This window comes from Tropheryma whipplei str. Twist, from assembly GCF_000007485.1.
GTDB classification, from domain to species: domain Bacteria; phylum Actinomycetota; class Actinomycetes; order Actinomycetales; family Microbacteriaceae; genus Tropheryma; species Tropheryma whipplei.
In genome coordinates this window covers 325,450-344,425 of sequence record NC_004572.3, presented here as the reverse complement: position 1 = coordinate 344,425, position 18,976 = coordinate 325,450, and the positions used below count along the sequence as shown (strand labels likewise).

Here is an 18,976-nt window from a genome sequence, read left to right as displayed (position 1 = left end):
TGTATGTCACGCAAACCTTCTCCAACCAGACGAACAAGGATACATCGCTTTCATAAAGGTTCCTGCGGCAGGAAGCTGGTGGGTCTTACATGTTATGACTTTTCAACAGCCAGGGTCCTGAGTGATTGCGAGCTCGACTTTCTTCTAGTTGGTGATTCAGCAAGCGGTGTGATTTATGGATATGAAAACACAGGCAGTGTCTGTCTTGACGAAATTATTTACCTTGCCGCAGGCGTTGTAAGAGGTGCACCAAATAGCTTTATTATTGTTGACCTTCCCTTTGGAACATACGAAAAATCTGATGAATTAGCTGTCGAAACAGCAATAGAGGTTATAAAAAGAACTGGGGCCTCGGCTGTAAAGCTTGAAGGTGGTGCTCGAATGGCATGTAGGATAAGCGCGATTGTAAGAGCTGGTGTGCCGGTTATGGGACATATTGGGTTTACCCCGCAGACCATTAACGCTCTTGGGGGGTACAAAATACAGGGACGTGATAACGCCGATTTGATTTACCTGGATGCACAGGCTGTTGAGCAGGCAGGGGCTTTTGCGGTTGTTATGGAAATGGTAACTGAAGATCTTGCGAAAACCATAACCTCAGAAATCAAGATAACAACAATTGGCGTCGGCGCGGGGAGATACACAGATGGACAGTTATTAGTCATAAATGATTTAATTGGCCTGAGTGAAAAGAAAATAACATTCGCGCCACGATACGCAAGTATTGATAATACTGTGGCATCCTGCGTAAAACTATGGCGAAAAGATGTTCTAGAGGGCAATTTCCCTCAGAAAGACCATATTCCAGCATAATGACCCCAAAGAATGCATATGGCCATCTTGTGCCGGGAGATATTTCCGCCGCAAGATGGGTTGATCCCAAAATTGCGCGGCCCAATTATGTTGGAAAAAAAAGAGTCCCAAGGTATACAGGTTCGGATATTTATAACAAAGATGAAATTGAACGAGTGAGGGCTGCCGGGTCAATAGCAAGCCAAACATTGGATTATCTCGCAGAGCATATACGGGCAGGAATTACAACAGACGAACTCGATAGACTTGCGCATGAGTTTATAACCTCAAAAGGCGCATACCCATCACCATTGGGCTATCAAGGCTTTCCAAAGTCTATCTGCACTTCAATAAACGAAGTGATTTGCCACGGAATACCGGATAACACTGTTTTGGAAGATTGCGACATTGTGAATGTAGATGTAACAGCATTTTTTGAGGGAATGCACGGTGATACAAACAGGACATTTATCATCGGAAATGCTCCTGAAGCAACCAAAAATCTCGTGAAAAATACAGAAGAAGCCCTGCATGTGGCAATAAAGGCGGTTGCACCCGGGAGAAGGGTCAATGTAATAGGGCTTACAATAGAGCGGCTTGCAAAGCGCTTTAACTACGGTGTGGTAAGAGAATTCACAGGCCACGGTGTTGGAAGGGCATTCCATACTGGACTTGTTATACCCCACTATGATGCAACACCGTATTATGATCGCATTCTTAAGCCCGGAATGATATTTACCATAGAGCCCATGCTGAACCTCGGTACAAGGCATTGGAATATGTGGGAAGATGGGTGGACTGCAGTTACAAAAGATCTTTTACCTTCCGCACAGTTCGAGCACACAATTGTTGTTACGCAAAATGGGGCGGAAATACTCACCCTGTCATAGGTACCAAAACACTATCTAACTTAGAACTAACTAGAAAAATATATGTGAATATACATTACGCCATAGGCGGACACCATCCTGCAGTATTGAATGCTAGAGCAATAAAACCTTGACCATGAACGAGGGCTTGCTATACGCCGGGTTCTGTTCGTTGGATTAAAAACCAACGAGGCGGCCATCCATCTTGACCTGTTGTTGCCAACAGGCTCTAGCGATCTACCCGGGAACTAAACGAGCAGCCTAAGTTCCCTGCTTGATCTTGCTCCAGGCGAGGTTTACCCAGCAGATTGGGTCACCCCAATCCCTGGTGGTCTCTTACACCACCTTTTCACCCTTACCGTAACGGCGGTTATTTTCTGTGGCACTCAGCTCTCGGGTCACCCCGGGTGGGCGTTACCCACCGCCTTGCTCTACGGAGCCCGGACGTTCCTCGGTACCAATAGACACCGCGACCGCCCGCAAGCCCTCCGGATAGAGTCTATCAAATAAGAAAACAATCACAGTAAGGGCAAAAGAAAGGCTTCTTGCCCCCAGCACTCTGCCATCTTTGAATATCTGAGCAGTTTAAAGTAAGACAGCACCCCGTGCATGTATCGTTTTCTATAGTTGCAACAGCATACCCCAGGCCATCTTTCCGCTTGTTATACATCTGCAAAAGCTCGTCCGGTATAGCGCCTACAATGTCCTGTCGCTTTTCTAGTAACATGTCGGATGCAGCATCCCGCTGATCATTCTGGTCTTTGAGTCTGCGCATTTCATCCTTTATTTCAACAATTCTGGAATTAATTTGCTGCAAGCGACTCATATAAGCAGACCTTGCCTCATCTGCTGCGCTTAGCCTGTCAGCATATCCGGTTAATCTGCGATCTAACCCTGTCACCTCCTTCTGTAAACTGTGTAATTCTTTTGGTTTTTTAGCTGAAAGAAGCAGGTTATTCACACGTGTTTTTCTTTGCATTGCACTTGCAAGATCGCTCTTATACTTTTCATAAAGAGCATTAGCTTTCTCTGAGCCAACAGTTAAGGCAAGCAAGGTCCCATTTGCGGCACGCAAAGCTGCGCTAAGTGTATCAAGACGCCTATTACGCGATAACTCTGCATCATGACAGCGCTGAATCTCTGTATCAAGTGTTTGTAAATCAGATAATAGATTCCTGTGCTTTTCTGTATAAAAACTAGACACGAAAATCCCACGGATCAGTCCTAAGAGAACTTACTTCAATCGACAAATCCGGAAAACGTTTCTTTATCAACTCCGCGGCATATCCAAGCCAGAGCCATTCGGAAGCCCAATGTGAAACACAAATAAGAGCTGTGTTTTTCCGGATAAGAATACCCTTTTCCCTGAACCCAACGGCCGGATGATGTCGCAAATCGGATGTTACATACACATCTGCAGGTAAATCAAGTACAAGATCCAAGAAATCATCACCCGCACCGGGAACTACTGCAGCACTGTGTATCTCCTTGGCTTCATCTCCCGCAACCATTATGCCCCCCACGGTCTCTGGCAAAAATGCCTTTAAGTCTTTTGCAAAGTCATAAAGGCTCACCGGCTCAGCAAGATCGCCAATTCTTCCAAAGCCGTATTGCGTCTCTGTAGAGTCAACGGAAGGGGATTCGGGGCAATATCTCACAGGTTTCACATTACGAAGTCCAATGAGATGAGACCAATGCTGTGCAAGACCGTCAGGGGCAATATCAGCATTTGTATGCACAGAAAATAATGCACACTTAGATTCAATAAGTTGCGAAAGAAGAAAGCTCTCGTAAGTGTCACAAGTTAGCTTCTTAATCGGCTTGAATATCAGTGGATGGTGGGATACCAGCAAGTCTGCCCCTGCTTTTATTGCCTCGTTTATAGTTGCAGATGTAACATCGACAACGAAATGAACACGCTCAACACTGAGACCAGGAAAGCCGCATAGCAAGCCGACATTATCCCACTCGCAGGCATCAGAAGACGGCCACATGCTCTCAAAGGTGGCACACAATACATCCAAAGAGCGGGCCAATTTCACACTCCACAAGAAAAGTGGGCCCTACCGGACTCGAACCGATGACCTCCACGGTGTAAACGTGGCGCTCTAGCCAGCTGAGCTAAAGGCCCAATCACGATGAAGCAGATACACACCACGCATCCAGAAAATACGCCCAGGAGGCGCAAGGCCCGCCCTAGGAAGCCAGGGCAGCCCTTATCTCAGAAAAATCTCTAGGTTCGTGAATGCCTGAAAAAAACGAAGCCTTTATCTTCAGATCTTTTCCCACGATAAAGGTACTTCTCGAGGCTACGCCCACATCTTCAAGGAAAGCACCGAACTGCTTCGCAACTCCCCCATGGGGCCAAAAATCACTGAGCAGCGCGAAGGAAAACCCCTGCGACTCAGAATACGCCCTGAGCGTAAACTTAGAGTCAACGGAAAGGGCAAAAACCTCAAACGACTTGAAAGAATCTAGACTGTCACGTACTTGAATGAGCTCATCAGTGCAAATCCCGCTGAACGCAAGCGGGAAAAAGAACAGAACAACATCCTTCTTAGCAGCAACTTCAGAAAGAACAACTGTCGCTCCGTTTTGATCAACAAGCTCGAAGTCCGGGGCGAAACTTCCTTTAGGTAAAACCTGGTTAGACACGATCCCTCCCAAAATCCACGCCAGAGAAGCCCAGAATACAGACTCCGCCTGCGGCGCACAACAATTATACCCTGGTAGAGTTTTAGCGAGACACTATGCCACCTGCAAGAAGCGGATTTGAGCCAACAAGCGATCGTGAGGCGTTTGACGCTGAAACGCAGGAGTGGCTTGATTCCCTTGATGCCTTGATCCATGCCTCGGGAAATGAACGCGCCGGGGAGATTCTCTCCAAACTGTTAGAAGTTGCAAAAGAAAAGGGTGTCCCGCGCAATTGCGACTTATGGGGACCCACAAAACCAGGCACCGGGATTTTACCTAGCAAACATGATACGAGTAATGCGTCAAACAAAGACGAGTCGGCTTGTATCTGGCTACCAAGGGGTCTTGTAACTGACTATGTAAATACAATCACGGGGAAGTCGAATTTCCCTGGAGACGAGCGATTAGAAACGGAATTTCTCGGGTTTGTGAGGTGGAATGCTGCAGTCATGGTTCACAGGGCACAAGAGTCTGGGGTCGGTGGTCACATTTCAACGTACGCCTCTTCTGCACTGCTCTACGAGATTGGGTTTAATCACTTTTTCAAGGGCCCGAGTCATCCTTCGGGTGCTGACCAAGTTTTTTTTCAGGGACACGCCTCACCTGGAATATACGCTCGTTCTTTTCTAGAAGGAAGGCTATCAGAGTCTGATCTGGATGGATTTCGTCAAGAAAAAAGCAGATCTGGGGTACCCTCTTACCCGCATCCAAGGTGCATGCAAAGTTACTGGCAATTTCCGACAGTCAGCATGGGCCTTGGTGCCATAAATGCGATTTATCAGGCTCAAACAAATAAGTATCTAACGCAGCATGGCATAAAGGACTGCTCGCAACAAAAAGTATGGGCCTTTTTGGGTGATGGAGAAATGGACGAACCAGAAAGTCGCGGACAATTACAGGTTGCTTCAAATGATGGACTGGACAACCTGATCTTTGTCATAAATTGCAACTTACAGCGACTCGACGGGCCTGTTAGGGGTAACGGAAAGATAATTCAGGAGCTTGAGGCCTTTTTCAAAGGGGCCGGATGGAAAACAATAAAAGTCGTGTGGGGAGCAGAGTGGGATGACCTGTTTGAACAGGATACAGGAGAGCTCATAGAGCTTCTAAACGAAGTTCGTGATGGGGATTTCCAAACATACAAGGCAAACGGCGGGTCATACATGAGAACTCATCTATTTGGTAAAAATCCAAAGTGCCTATCCCTTGTTGGAAATTACACAGATAATCAGCTTGATCAACTCTCTCTCGGTGGTCATGACTTTCGCAAGATTTATGCGGCGTATTTTGATGCGGTCCATAATACAGACGGCAGACCAACGGTAATCCTTGCACATACGATAAAGGGCTATGGCTTGGGCCAGCACTTCGAGGGGCGCAACGCAACCCATCAAATCAAAACTCTAACCCTTGATGAAATAAAACTTTTCAGAAATGCCCTGGGCATTCCAATAAGCGATAAACAAATTGAAAAAGACCCAGCCTTGCCGCCCTACTATAACCCAGGTCCAACGCACCAGGCCGTAGAGTATGCATTAAAGAAAAGAAATGCTCTGGGAGGACGTTTACCTTTCAGAAGTGGGTGGTTTAGACGTATAGATTTGCCTTCTGAAAGGGTATACGATGTTGCCAAGTCTGGCAGTGAATCTGTTGCCAGCACCGCAGTTGCATCAAGAATAATAAGAGAACTTCTGAAAAGCGGTGAATTTGGGAAAAGGATTGCGGTTATCATTCCAGACGAAGCAAGGACATTTGGAATGGATGCCTATTTCCCAAGTGCAAAAATCTACAACCCCATGGGCCAGCACTATACCCCGGTTGATCACAAGTTGTTCCTCAAATACGAAGAAAGTACAACAGGACAGGTAATACATGTCGGGATCAACGAGGCCGGTGCCATGGGGGCTTTTTCTGCGCTTGGAACAAGCTATGCAACCCATGGAGAAATGCTTGTTCCATTTTATATCTTCTATTCAATGTTTGGATTTCAGAGAACGGGAGATGCAATATGGGCTGCTGCTGACCAGATGGCACGTGGATTTCTATTAGGTGCGGTTGCCGGACGAACAACACTTGCAGGTGAAGGCTTACAGCATGGTGATGGTCATTCCCATCTCTTAGCCTCGACAAATCCGGCAGTTATCGCCTACGATCCGGCATTTGGGTACGAGATAGGCAATATAATCCAGCACGGTCTGGAGATTATGTACGGCGGACAGAGGCGCAATAATTCACACAATAATCAAATTGATCCAGACGTTATTTTTTATCTAACCCTATACAACGAACCGATACATAATCCACCACAACCCGATGATCTTGATCTTGAGGGTCTTATTCGCGGAATATACAAATACAAGCCAGGCATAGTGCCGGTGGCAAGTGTTTTGGCAAGCGGAATCGCGCTTCCGTGGGCTCTTGAAGCGCAAGAAATTCTGAAAGATAAATGCAATATTGACATTGATGTTTGGTCTGTTACCAGTTGGTCTCAACTTGCCAGAGACGGGTATAAATGTGAAAAGCATAATGTGTTCAATCCAGAAGAGGAGCAGAAAATTCCGTATGTAACGCAGAGACTGCGCACTGCCACCCCTCTGTATATTGGGGTTAGCGATTATATGCGTGCTGTGCCCGAACAAATAAGGCCATTTGTTCCTGGAGACTACATAACCCTCGGGACTGATGGCTTTGGCTTTTCTGATACTCGGTCGGCTGCGAGGCGTTTTTTTCAAGTCGACACGAGCAGTATCGTAATAGCCGTTTTGTCACGGTTGGCAAAAAACGGTCTTGTTGACAAAGACATGCTTAAGCGTGAACTGATCCAATACAGAAGCAACAGGCATGGCATCCATCTGTGATACCACCCCTGAAGAGTGTGCAGCCGCAGGGAATGCGGTTATCACGTGTCCAGGACAAGGCGCTCAGAAGTCGGGCCTTCTGAACGAGTGGCTGGACCTTCCGGGCTCCTTAGAATTCTTCCAGGCCCAGAGTGATTTTCTAAAAATAGACCTGATAAAACATGGAACCATCTCTGACACTGATATTTTGCGGGATACACGGATAGCTCAACCTCTTATTGTTGCATTGGGTATTTTTGTAATTCGCACACTGCAACAAAAGGCGAAAATTATTCAATCCATGCCAGAAGAGGGCCTGAACGGAGCCAACCCTACTGAACGGATTATGCGATGTGTAGGACTTGCTGGACACTCGGTTGGTGAGATAACAGCAGCTTTCGGTGCCGGGGTATTGACAGAAAAAAATGCAATGAGACTTGTAAAACATCGCGCAAATCAGATGTATAAATCAACACAAATCTTCGATACAGGTATGGTTGCTGTTCTTGGGCAATCAGAAAACCTGGAAGAATACATTACCCAGCGGTACAAATTATTTCCAGCAAATTACAATTGCCCCGGTCAGATTGTATTTGCCGGCCTTAGAGAGAACCTCGATGTCCTGTTGGCCAATCCTCCTGAAAAAATAAAAGTGATACCCCTCCAGGTTGCCGGAGCTTTTCACACGAGATTTATGCGACCCGCGGTGCAGAATTTAAAAAAACTCAAATTTGTAACTGATAAATCTTTTGCAAAAGATCCCGACAAACGTATATGGACGAATTATGACGGGTCAGAGATATTTTCTGGATCCGAATATGTACAGCTTCTTATTGACCAGATAGCAAGACCCGTCCGTTGGGATCTCTGTCAAAAAAATTTTGAAAATATTGATTATCTAATTGAACTCCCCCCAGCAGGAACCCTCACAGGCCTCGCAAGGCGGAGTCTTCCGAAAGTCAAGGGGATTCCTATCAATACAATTGATGACCTTGAAGAAGCTTCCTGCTGTTTTCTTTTGTAGAATTCTGCCTAGAGTGCGATATTCAAAGATAGTTTCCCTAGGTGCTTACAGGGGCGAGCGGGATGTGTACAATGATGAATTAATCGGTCCGATTAATTCAAGTGACGAGTGGATAAGGCGCAGAACTGGAATAATTTCAAGAAAGCGCGCGCTTTCAGGTACAACTGTCGTTGACATGGCATACGCAGCCTCAAAGGAGGCCCTGAATGATGCGCAAATGCGTCCTGAGGATATCGATCTTATTCTGGTGGCAACTATAACTCACTTCGGGCATACTCCTTCCGTTGCCGCACATGTCGGATTCAGAATAGGGGTGCAGGACGCAATACTGCTTGATATAAACGCTGCATGTGCAGGGTTCTCCTACGCTATTTTCCAGGCAGACCTCATGATAAAAAGTGGGGTTGCATCCAGAGCGCTTGTTATAGGGGTGGACAAACTCTCCGAGTTTATTGACCCGCTCGATAGAACCATCTCTTTTCTTTTGGCGGATGGTGCGGGTGCAGCAATCCTGGTTGGGAGCACATCAATGGGCATCGGGAAAACAGTGTGTGGTGGAAACCCCGGACAGCTTGAATCAGTGGGTCTAACAGGCTCAACAACAGATGTAAAAAGCGGCTCGGCATGGCCAACCTTAAGGCAAGAGGGGTCATCCATTTTTCGATGGGCGGTTTGGCAAATGGCCAAGGTTGCAAAGCAGATCTTGGACATAAACCAGGTGCAACCGGGGGATTTAAACGCGTTTATTCCTCATCAGGCAAATATACGGATAATAGATGAGCTGGCAAAACAGATTGGACTTGAGGAAAATGTCCTGATTGCACAAGACATATGCAAAACTGGCAATACGAGTTCTGCATCAATCCCACTGGCGATGCATTCACTCATCAAGGGCAATCCATCACTCTCTGGGGAACTTGCACTACAAATAGGTTTTGGTGCGGGGTTAGTGTACGCCGGACAAACAGTTGTAATGCCGTAACATATTCCCGATGATTTTGTCCATTCACAGTGTCAGCCGTAAAATTGGTTTTGTTTTAGTCTAGAGAGGTGTTTGCGTGTCTTTATCAAGGGAGAAAGTTCTCGAAAGTATTGCCCAGATTGTTCATGATGAAACTGGGATAGATAAAGGTAGTGTCCAGCTCGACAAGGCATTCGTTGATGATTTAGATATAGATTCAATTTCCATGATGACGATAGTTGTCAATGCTGAGGAGAAGTACGGTATAGAAATTCCCGACGATAAGGTCAGGGAATTGCGTACGGTGGGTGATGCCGTTGACTTTATTATTGCTGCCAAGGCATAATTGTCCAGACAAGTTGTTGTTACAGGTCTAGGCGTCTGTTGTCCCCTTGGGATCGGGACTGAACTGGCCTGGCAGGCGCTCCTGGATGGCGAGAGTGGTGTTCGCACCCTGCCCGATCGGTGCACCAAAGGGTTTGATTTGCCGGTGACTTTTGCTGGACTGGTACCTGATGGCGTGGAGGATTTGCTCGCGCGTACTGAAGTAAATAGGCTCGATAGGGCAGGTCAGATTTCTCTTATTGCAGCACGGCAAGCAGTGGAAGACGCGGGAGATATAAAACAAAATCCTGAGAGAACGGCTGTTAGTTGGGGCACTGGGATAGGTTGTATAAATACCGTCTTGAGTGCATGGGATAGGCTTGCCGAGAAGGGCCCAGGTCGTGTGTTGCCAATGACCGTGCCAATGCTCATGCCAAACGCCCCTGCGGTGGCTGTTGGGATGAAGATGCAGGCGAGGGCTGGTATTCACACCTCGGTAAGTGCTTGCGCTGCATCAACTGAGTCAATTGCTGTTGGATTCGACATGATTCGATCTAATAAGGCTGATGTTGTTATTGCGGGAGGTAGTGAGTCGGCCATAAATCCTCTCACCATTTCAGCTTTTGCCAGCCTGTCTGCCCTGTCGACCTATTCCGGTAATCCTGAGCATGCATCGAGACCCTTTTCTAAGAATCGCGATGGCTTTGTTGTATCTGAAGGCGCTGCGGTCTTGATTTTAGAAGAAAAGACCCGCGCCAGAGCAAGGGGTGCAAAAATATATGCCGAAATCTCGGGTGCGCTTTTTAATAGTGATGCGCATCATATCACTGCGCCTGAGCCAGACGGAAAGATGGCAACAACTGCCATGAGGAACACCCTTAAAATGAGCGGGCTCTCGCCTGAGGACATAACATACGTTAATGCACACGCTACAGCCACTATTCTGGGCGATATAAGTGAATATAAGGCCCTTCTTGCTCTATTCGAAGATCACCTGGCAAATGTATATGTCTCTGCCACAAAGGCATCAACAGGACATTTGCTTGGCGGTGCTGGTGCCTTGGAAGCTGTATTTACCGTTAAGGCCGTTTCTGAGTCAATAATCCCTCCAACAATTAACTGTGATGAACAAGACCCGGATATACAACTGAGAATTCAAAGGCACCCCAAAAAGCTTTCTCGACCGTTTGCAGCAACCAGTAATTCGTTTGGCTTTGGGGGTCACAATGCGGTTGTTGCATTTACGCCAACCGACTGAACTGGACTTCTTCAAAATCTCGTCTCTAAACAACCATATAATGCCAATCACGTAGTGCTATATTGTCATGCACTGTCGATTCTTCTTATTTATGCGTAGGCGTAACCCGCGCTACTGCGATAGGGTTCAAGTTGCTCGTCCCAGGCATTACCCAAACAAAAATTTATCTCTCTTCTAACAGAAGAAAAATTGCCCTCGCACCGTGTTAATATGTCCTGCAACCTGTTTTCCGTAAGAACAATATTCCCAGCGCTATCTGTCTGGGCATAGTGAATGCCAAGTTCCGGTGTGTACAGCCAACGAGCACCGTCATTATCAGCAGTACAATTCTCAGTAACCTCAAATCGTATGTTATCCCAAGAGCGTAAAACTGCTGCAAGCGCCGCGCCAGTACCAGGTTTGTCCGAAACCCAACGATAAACAGACCTGTACGTCCCCGCAAGAAACGGTTGACAAGTCCAGGCAAGATCAACCCTCTTAGAGAGCACACTCGAGACAGCCCAAGACAAATGAGTGCACAGAAAACGCGGCGCAGAGTGAATAAACACATACCCGGAAACAGGTAATACCACAGAAACTCCCATCAGTACAACGCTTCCCCAAACGGACTGACGAGGGTTATATAGGGATTATATCAAGAACAAAAGATCAATGATCTGATGTGTGCACGATATCATCGGGAGCTACGGGGACTATTCGATCCTCAAAAAACCAACGTGATAAAAATGCACGCACCCTGTCTCTAAAATAGACTTTCCCATTCTTACGCGGAAGAAGAGCTAATGGCTTATAGGTGTCATAACTAACAAGACGCCATCGATCATACTCGTTTATCGCAGTTTCCACCTCAACAAATTCCCCACCCGGTAAACGAACTATACGGCCAGATTCCTGACCATGCAGCACAATACTCCTATCCTTTCTTTGCAAAGCAAGACACAAGCGCTTGGTTAAGATAAAAGCGACAACAGGACCAATAATAAGAAGTACTCTGAGAATTATTATTATGATCTCAATTCCCATTTGAAAATGAGTCGCAATAATATCCGACCCAGCGGCAGCCCACAAGACCGTATAGAAGACAACACCAGCAGCACCAATTGCAGTGCGCGTGGGTGCATTCCTTGGGCGATCTAAAATGTGATGTTCGCGAGTATCCCCCGTAATCCACGCCTCGAAAAATGGATAAATGGCAACCGCAAACAAAAAAAGCAACATAACAAACACCGGAATAAGAATGTTGAAGGAAAGGGTAAGACCGAAAACAACCACCTCCCATCCTGAAGGAACAAGCCTCAATGCGCCATCGGCAAACCCTATATACCAGTCGGGCTGCGTTCCGGCCGAGACAGGGGATGGATCATACGGTCCATAATTCCATATTGGGTTTATCGTGAATAAAGAGGCAGTAAGCACAATTAAGCCGAACACAATAAAGAAAAACCCGCCAGCTTTTGCCGCGTAAACAGGTAACACTGGATATCCAACAACATTCCTTTCATTTCTGCCTGCGCCGGGATATTGAGTATGTTTATGCACAACAACAAGAACAAGATGAAGCGCAATTAGGGCTATTAGAATAATCGGCAAAAGGAGAATGTGCATGGTATACAAGCGACCAATTATTTGCGTGCCGGGAAACTCACCACCGAACAAGAGGAAAGAAAGCCATGTGCCAACAAATGGTATCCCGAGCAACATGCCGTCAATAATGCGAAGGCCGTTACCTGACAATAGATCATCCGGGAGAGAATAGCCCGTAAAACCCTCTGCCATGGCAAGAATAAATAATAGAAAACCGATAACCCAGTTAATCTCCCTGGGCTTTCTAAAGGCACCCGTAAAAAACACACGAAGCATGTGCAGACCAATGGAAGCCACAAAGGTAAGAGCCGCCCAGTGATGAATCTGCCTTATCAAGAGGCCCGCACGAATATCAAAACTAATCCGAAGGGTGGACTCCATAGCTGCAGACATCTCAACGCCCTTCAGGGGAGCATAACTACCCTGATAGTGAATGGGGGCCTGAGAGGCCTGGAAAAAAAAGGTTAGAAAAACCCCGCTTATGAAAATAACAACAAAACTGTATAGGGCAACTTCGCCAAGAAGGAAACTCCAGTGGTCCGGAAATATTTTTCTCGCGAACTTGCGTATAACAAAAGCCAATGATGTTCGATCATCAATATAAACACTCAGCCTATCAACAATAGTTGACCTGCCCTCACGCACTTTTTTGTCCCGAGATTTTACCCCAAACATCAGAGCGATCTCTCCCAGAAGCTCGGCCCAACAGGCTCTTTAAAATCACTCTGTGCAATCAGATAACCTTCGGAATCAACCGTTATTGGCAGCTGGGGTAACGGTCTTGCGGCGGGTCCAAAAACCACTGCAGCTTCATCAGAGATATCAAACTGGGATTGATGACAGGGGCATAGCAAACGATGGGTTCTATGTTCATAAAGAGATACGGGGCAACCCAAATGCGTACAGACCTTCGAGTAGGCAACAATACCCTTATAGTGCCACATTTTGCGCTCTGGACTAACGCGCAACTGGTCAAGAGGCATCCGTATCAGCAGAACAACTGCCTTAGCCTTCTGTTCAAGCTTGTCGTGCCTGTCAAGGAGACCGTCTGGAATAACATGAACAATAGACCCAACGGTCAAGTCAGACGCCTTAATCGGAACACCGGTCGGGTCGTGGACTAGACGAATACCCTTTTTCCACATAGTGTGCGACAATAGCGGAACAGGATCTTCTTGAGGGGCAAAACCACGAAAAAGCACTATTGCCGGAAGAGGAAAAGCGGCCAGGGCAGTAACAAGGGCAGCCTTAATCATCGTTCTTCGGGTAAATCCCGATTCTGAATCTGCAGTCTTTATAATCTCATCGGCCTGTTTGCGATCCTCATCGCTTGATCGTATGGGATGCCTTGTTTCTGATATTTCGGTACCAAGCATGAGTGTCTTTGCCCAGTGAACGGCGGCAATACCAAAGCATAACAGAGAAAACGCTATACCAAGCCCAAAGAACATATTGTTGGAGTGAACCGAGCGCGACCCTGCCGAGCTTTCTATGGGAAAAATGAAATACGCTACTATGGACCATACGCTACCTAAAGCTGACAGGAAAAATAAGACAGATACAATCCTTTCACTGCGCTTGGCCGCACTGGGGTCAATATCTGTCAATCGCTGTCTATGTGGAGGCAGGCCTGGGTCTTTAAACTCTGACACGGTCAATTTTCTGCCAGACTTAACCCGCGTTGTACATCCTTCGGCATACTTAGCCCATCCTAATCAGATCTAGCGGCAATCCAAACCGCAAAAGCAGTTATACCTCCAACGAGAAAAACCCAAGCAAACAGACCTTCTGCGACCGGCCCAAGTGAACCAAGCCCAAAGCCCCCGGGTGAGGGTTGCGTAGATAAATAATGCAAATATGTGATTATATCCCTCTTTTGTTCGGGCGTTATAGACGCGTCATTAAAAATCGGCATGGATTGTGGCCCTGTCAGCATTGCCTCGTATATGCGCACAGGGGGCATATTTATAATCCGCGGTGCAAACTTCCCCTCTGTCAGGGCACCTCCTGCGCCAGCAACATTATGACAGGCAGCACAGTTCACCTTAAAGAGCTCTGCGCCCAAGACAAGATCCCCATCTGGAGTTAAATACTTTTCCTCTGGAATGGCGGGCCCAGGACCCAAGGAGGCAACATATGCAACAACAGCCGCTATTTCATCCTTCGTATACTGAGGAGGCTTATAAAGCGCCTGAGGTCCATTCATCCTAAGCGGCATGCGCCCAGAAGAAAGCTGAAAATCAGCTGATGCAGCACCAGCACCAACCAGACTGGGCGCGTACTGCGTTCCCTCACCATTCAATCCATGGCATGTTGCACAATTAGCAATAAAAAGCTTATGCCCCTGAGCAATCTGACTCTCCGAGGCAGGTGCCTGCTCGGCAAACGCTGTAGCCTGAAGAAGGGCAGAATATGTGCCACCGGTTACGACAAGACAAGCGGCAATAAGGCCAATCCTCAACAGGCCATTACGCAGCTTTCTGCGTACGAAGAACGATGCATTTCCACGCAAAAGACTACATAAAGACCGGATCATCACACACCGAGAATATAAATTGACGAAAACAAAAAAACCCACACAATGTCAACAAAGTGCCAGTAGTACGATACGGCGATCGCTGCCACGGCGTCATGAGTCGAAAATCTCTTGACAGCATAAAAACGACCTATCAGAACGAGCATTGCCGCGATACCACCTAGCACATGCAATCCGTGAAAACCGGTTGTGAGGTAAAAAACGGAGCCGAATGCGCTGCTCTTTAATGTAATACCCTCAGCATAGAGAGAGGCATATTCATTAACCTGCCCGGCAAGGAAAATAAGGCCCAAAAAGGCGGATAGATAAAACCATTCGATGGCACCCCAGTCACGAGGTTGCCAGGACCTACGCCTGGGCTGAAATCTCTCAGATGCGCGAACGGCGAACTGACAGGTTACGGAAGACAGTATAAGGATGACAGTATTAACGAGAGCATACAGCCTGTCAAGTTTAGATGAGTCGGCTGCCCACACGCCAAGGGCGGCACCCCTGAGTGAAAAGAATATGGCGAAAAAACCAGCAAAGAACATAAGCTCGCTGCCGAGCCAAACAACCGTTCCAATTGCAACAGGATTCGGGCGAACAGCGCTATGGTAATACTCACCAAGCGCTTTCTTCACGTGATCAATTCTACATCGGGAAAAATATCAGGACAGCGCAAAGCCTTTCTCAAATGCCCAAAGAAACAAGACGCCATAAACAGGGCTCCTAACGGATCCACCTACCCCTGACATGTTCATAAACAAAACCAACAATCGACAATAAGACAAACGGCGCAGTAAACATAACCAGCCACATTCCGCGCAGTTCAGAAAAACCGATCGCAGCTATCCCCAGAAAAACCGATAGAACAGCTGGCCACCAGCTCCATGGCGCAAATACACCAATATCCGGTGGTGCATCATCAATATCGGCATCTTCCTTGTCTTCCGGGAGGGTAGCAATTCTTTTGTTTATGCTGGACAAATAGGCAGAAACCATGAAGAAAAGAATACATGCAACAAAAAAAGACACACTCCCGGTCCATTCAATCTCCAAGCCAAGAAGAATATGCGCACCGGTATAAACAAGACAAACAAAAATGAAAAAAACCCCAAGCCAGAAAAAAAGCTTTATCGATTGGCCCATGTAACAATTCCCCCTAACACTTACCGCACATCAGGATGATGAAGATCAAATGCAGGCCGCTCAGATCTTATTTTTGGTATGGATCTAAAGTTATGCCTTGGAAGGGGTGAAGCCGTGGCCCACTCCAGACTGCACCCATTCCCCCAAGGATCATCAGGAAGGTCAACTTTCGGCCTTCTATATGTCACCCAAAGATTCAGAAAAAAGGGTATAAGGCTAATAGCCAGGATAAACGAACCAACGGTAGACAACTGATGAAGCCAGGTAAACCCATCTTCAGGAAGATAAGTGTAGTACCTGCGGGGCATTCCAATAACCCCAAGCCAATGCTGTATCAGAAATGTCATATGAAACCCAATAAAAGTAAGCCAGAAATGAATTTTACCCAGAGTTTCGTTCAACATTTTTCCGGTAAATTTCGGCCACCAAAAATAAAACCCGGCAAACATCGCAAAAACAACTGTCCCAAATAAAACATAGTGGAAATGCGCAACAACAAAATAGCTGTCTGAAAGATGATCATTTAATGAAGGGGAGGCTAAAATAACACCAGTTAGGCCGCCCAAGACAAACGTCGTAATAAACCCAATCGACCAAACCATCGGTGTTTCAAAAGTAATCGAACCCCTCCACATGGTACCCACCCAATTGAATATCTTTACACCGGTTGGAACAGCTATAAGCATTGTCATAAATGAGAAAAACGGAAGAAGCACTGCACCTGTAACATACATGTGGTGAGCCCAAACAGTTACCGACAGGGCCGCTATAGAAATAGTTGCGAAAATCAAAGAGCGATAACCAAATATTGGCTTACGGCTAAAGGCGGGAAATATCTCCGACACAATACCAAAGAACGGTAGCGCGAGTATGTATACCTCAGGATGCCCAAAAAACCAGAATAGGTGCTGCCATAAAATTGCACCACCCGTTGATGGGTCAAACAAAACCGAGCGAAATACTCGATCCATTCCCAGAGAAAACAAGGCAGCAGCTAAAACCGGAAATGCAACAAGAATCAAAAGGGAAGTTACAAGAACATTCCAGTTAAAAATTGACATCCTGAACATTGTCATCCCAGGCGCCCTCATGGTAATAATTGTTGTAACGAAATTAACGGCCCCGATAATTGAACTAAAACCAGAAAAAGCCAAACCTATAACCCACAGCGTTCCTCCAACGCCGGGCGAATATTCGTAACTAGAAAGAGGGGTATAAGCAAACCATCCAAAACTCGCTGCACCTTGTGGTATAAGAAAAGTCGAGACAACTATAAGAGAACCGACAAGATACAGCCAGTAGGAAAGGGCATTGAGACGCGGGAAAGCCATATCCGGAGCGCCAATCTGAACCGGAGTTAGAACATTAGCAAAACCCGAGAAAAGCGGAGTGGCAAACAGAAAAAGCATCACCGTACCGTGCATGGTAAAGAGCTGGTTATACTGCTCACGAGTCTGAATAAGATGCATCCCCGGCTCGAATAGCTGCGTCCTGATAAGGAGCGCCATAACACCAGCAAGGCAGAAATAGAAAAAAGAAGTTACCAGATACATATAACCAATGGTCTTATGATTTGTGGTCGTAAGAATAGACAGCAGGGCGCTACCCTTTCTGTTTCTCTCGGATAACGTCGCCGCGACACTAGTATTCATACACGCCCAAACTAATGTTTTTTACTGGCAGGATCAAGACTCTCCCACCCAACGGTACCAATGTATCCCATACCTGCAAGATCTGCCATATGCTTTTTATACTCTTCTTGCGTCACAACCTTCACAACAAAAAGCATCGCAGAATGAAACTCACCACAAAACTCAGCGCATTTGCCACGATATTCACCAATACGCGTCGGGGTAAAATAGATGCGATTCGTAAGGCCCGGAACAATATCCCGCTTATAAAGAAAATCGATAATCCAGAATGAGTGGACGACATCACGACTTCTGAGATCAATCTCAACTTTTTTATTCACTGGCAAGTACAAAACCGGTAATTTTGACTCATCAACCTTCCCTGGGGAGCTTTCAATATACTGCGCTTGGAGGCCCGGAAAATAGGTATTACTGTCAAAATACACAAAATCCCACGCCCACTGCTTTCCAATTACCCCAATATGCACATCGGCCGGTTTAGGCAAATTGACAGCATCAGAAACCCTTATACTAAAAACAAAAAAGACAGCAACGAGAATAAGTGGAAGGCCTGTAAGAAGGGTTTCTACCGGCAGATTGTACTGCACCTGGGGCGGAAGGGTGGTGTCACTTCTCTTACGCCTAAACACGACAACTGCCACAACAACCATTGCCCACACCAAAATGCCGATCACTATCAAAACGAACCAGGCATTAAACCAGAGATCTGAATATACCTGTGTTGTTTCAGTCACAGACGACTCACCCTCAACAAAGCCAGGCAGGAAGCCGTGCATTTGCTGTGTTGTACAGCCAACAAAAACAAGCGATAAGGTTAGGACAAATACGACAAGGAGAGATCTGATGGGCCTTATAACAGGCAGGTCCGTCAGAAACTTTCTCAAAACATGGGTAATTCTATATCACTCACCTTGGAAGGCGACAGGAAACCGAATTGTGCAGAAACTCACACTCTAGTTAAAACTGTCACCACAGGCACACATACCCTTGGCATTAGGGTTATCGATTGTAAAACCCTGCTTGCTAATTGTGTCGTGAAAATCAATCGTTGCACCATCGAGATACGGAACGCTCATGTCATCAACAACCAGCGCAACTCCATCAAAATCTTTTACGCAATCACCCTCTAAGAGTCTCTCATCAAAATACAGCTGATATCTGAGGCCAGAGCACCCCCCGGGCTGAACAGCTATTCTGAGTCGCAGGTCGTCGCGCTGTTCCTGCTCTAGAAACTGCTTGACCTTGTTCACAGCGACATCTGTCAAATGCACTCCATGGGAGGGGGGGGTGTCAGTCAATGAACCGTTGGTCAAA

The 18,976-nt window shown here is 46.6% G+C and carries 19 protein-coding genes, 1 tRNA gene and 1 other RNA gene; 7 read left to right on the top strand and 14 right to left on the bottom strand.

Annotated features, from left to right (window positions below):
• Positions 1-3 precede the first annotated feature (3 nt).
• The gene (gene panB / locus TWT_RS01575; RefSeq protein ID WP_044143917.1) at positions 4-813 is read left to right on the top strand and encodes a 3-methyl-2-oxobutanoate hydroxymethyltransferase; all 810 of its coding nucleotides are present in this window, start codon (positions 4-6) and stop codon (positions 811-813) included.
• The gene (map, locus tag TWT_RS01570) at positions 813-1,682 is read left to right on the top strand and encodes a type I methionyl aminopeptidase (protein ID WP_011096458.1); all 870 of its coding nucleotides are present in this window, start codon (positions 813-815) and stop codon (positions 1,680-1,682) included. Before panB ends, map begins: the two co-directional genes overlap by 1 nt.
• Positions 1,683-1,799: 117 nt before the next feature.
• On the opposite strand, the gene rnpB is transcribed toward map, so the two are convergent.
• The 5 genes from rnpB to TWT_RS01550 all read right to left on the bottom strand — a co-directional run bounded on the left by rnpB (position 1,800) and on the right by TWT_RS01550 (position 4,316).
• An RNA gene (gene rnpB / locus TWT_RS04545) (RNase P RNA component class A) lies at positions 1,800-2,150 on the bottom strand.
• 13 nt (positions 2,151-2,163) lie between these two features.
• The gene (locus TWT_RS01565) at positions 2,164-2,865 is read right to left on the bottom strand and encodes a zinc ribbon domain-containing protein (RefSeq protein ID WP_011102460.1); all 702 of its coding nucleotides are present in this window, start codon (positions 2,863-2,865) and stop codon (positions 2,164-2,166) included.
• A complete protein-coding gene (locus TWT_RS01560; RefSeq protein WP_237696864.1) occupies positions 2,858-3,703 on the bottom strand; it encodes a Nif3-like dinuclear metal center hexameric protein in 846 nt (281 codons plus the stop codon). The genes TWT_RS01565 and TWT_RS01560 overlap by 8 nt, the downstream gene beginning before the upstream one ends.
• Before the next feature lie 15 nt (positions 3,704-3,718).
• Positions 3,719-3,792: transfer RNA gene (locus tag TWT_RS01555), tRNA-Val, on the bottom strand.
• Positions 3,793-3,857: 65 nt separating this feature from the next.
• Complete coding sequence (locus TWT_RS01550; RefSeq protein WP_038110701.1) at positions 3,858-4,316, bottom strand: peroxiredoxin; 459 nt, start codon at positions 4,314-4,316, stop codon at positions 3,858-3,860.
• 95 nt (positions 4,317-4,411) lie between these two features.
• On the opposite strand from TWT_RS01550, the gene aceE reads away from it, so the two are divergent.
• From aceE to TWT_RS01525, 5 genes are all read left to right on the top strand, one after another.
• On the top strand, positions 4,412-7,213 hold the full coding sequence (gene aceE, locus TWT_RS01545) for a pyruvate dehydrogenase (acetyl-transferring), homodimeric type (RefSeq protein WP_011102457.1): 2,802 nt from the start codon (positions 4,412-4,414) through the stop codon (positions 7,211-7,213).
• Positions 7,197-8,216: an ACP S-malonyltransferase gene (locus TWT_RS01540; protein ID WP_011102456.1), complete on the top strand. Its 1,020-nt coding sequence runs from the start codon at positions 7,197-7,199 to the stop codon at positions 8,214-8,216. The genes aceE and TWT_RS01540 overlap by 17 nt, the downstream gene beginning before the upstream one ends.
• Complete coding sequence (locus TWT_RS01535) at positions 8,179-9,198, top strand: beta-ketoacyl-ACP synthase III (protein ID WP_011096464.1); 1,020 nt, start codon at positions 8,179-8,181, stop codon at positions 9,196-9,198. Before TWT_RS01540 ends, TWT_RS01535 begins: the two co-directional genes overlap by 38 nt.
• A gap of 76 nt (positions 9,199-9,274) precedes the next feature.
• Positions 9,275-9,523, top strand: a complete 249-nt coding sequence (locus tag TWT_RS01530) for an acyl carrier protein (RefSeq protein WP_011096465.1) — start codon at positions 9,275-9,277, stop codon at positions 9,521-9,523.
• On the top strand, positions 9,524-10,759 hold the full coding sequence (locus tag TWT_RS01525; protein WP_011102455.1) for a beta-ketoacyl-[acyl-carrier-protein] synthase family protein: 1,236 nt from the start codon (positions 9,524-9,526) through the stop codon (positions 10,757-10,759).
• Positions 10,760-10,848: 89 nt separating this feature from the next.
• Here the strand turns inward: TWT_RS01525 and TWT_RS01520 are convergent, their stop codons facing one another.
• The 9 genes from TWT_RS01520 to erpA all read right to left on the bottom strand — a co-directional run bounded on the left by TWT_RS01520 (position 10,849) and on the right by erpA (position 18,975).
• The gene (locus TWT_RS01520; RefSeq protein ID WP_011102454.1) at positions 10,849-11,343 is read right to left on the bottom strand and encodes a DUF3145 family protein; all 495 of its coding nucleotides are present in this window, start codon (positions 11,341-11,343) and stop codon (positions 10,849-10,851) included.
• Positions 11,344-11,407: 64 nt separating this feature from the next.
• On the bottom strand, positions 11,408-13,018 hold the full coding sequence (locus TWT_RS01515; protein WP_011102453.1) for a cytochrome bc1 complex cytochrome b subunit: 1,611 nt from the start codon (positions 13,016-13,018) through the stop codon (positions 11,408-11,410).
• Positions 13,018-14,001, bottom strand: coding sequence for a cytochrome bc1 complex Rieske iron-sulfur subunit (locus tag TWT_RS01510; protein ID WP_011096469.1), 984 nt, complete (start codon positions 13,999-14,001; stop codon positions 13,018-13,020). The genes TWT_RS01515 and TWT_RS01510 overlap by 1 nt, the downstream gene beginning before the upstream one ends.
• Positions 14,002-14,054: 53 nt before the next feature.
• A complete protein-coding gene (locus TWT_RS01505) occupies positions 14,055-14,879 on the bottom strand; it encodes a cytochrome bc1 complex diheme cytochrome c subunit (protein ID WP_042491015.1) in 825 nt (274 codons plus the stop codon).
• The gene (locus TWT_RS01500; protein WP_011096471.1) at positions 14,879-15,502 is read right to left on the bottom strand and encodes an aa3-type cytochrome oxidase subunit III; all 624 of its coding nucleotides are present in this window, start codon (positions 15,500-15,502) and stop codon (positions 14,879-14,881) included. The genes TWT_RS01505 and TWT_RS01500 overlap by 1 nt, the downstream gene beginning before the upstream one ends.
• 88 nt (positions 15,503-15,590) lie before the next feature.
• Positions 15,591-16,010, bottom strand: coding sequence for an aa3-type cytochrome oxidase subunit IV (locus tag TWT_RS01495; RefSeq protein WP_011096472.1), 420 nt, complete (start codon positions 16,008-16,010; stop codon positions 15,591-15,593).
• 20 nt (positions 16,011-16,030) lie between these two features.
• Positions 16,031-17,662 (bottom strand): aa3-type cytochrome oxidase subunit I, encoded by a 1,632-nt coding sequence (gene ctaD, locus TWT_RS01490; RefSeq protein WP_011102451.1) that lies wholly within the window; start codon positions 17,660-17,662, stop codon positions 16,031-16,033.
• An 11-nt stretch (positions 17,663-17,673) separates the two neighbouring features.
• On the bottom strand, positions 17,674-18,546 hold the full coding sequence (gene coxB, locus TWT_RS01485) for an aa3-type cytochrome oxidase subunit II (RefSeq protein WP_011096474.1): 873 nt from the start codon (positions 18,544-18,546) through the stop codon (positions 17,674-17,676).
• Between the two features lie 69 nt (positions 18,547-18,615).
• Positions 18,616-18,975, bottom strand: coding sequence for an iron-sulfur cluster insertion protein ErpA (erpA, locus tag TWT_RS01480; RefSeq protein WP_148224269.1), 360 nt, complete (start codon positions 18,973-18,975; stop codon positions 18,616-18,618).
• Position 18,976: the final 1 nt, after the last annotated feature.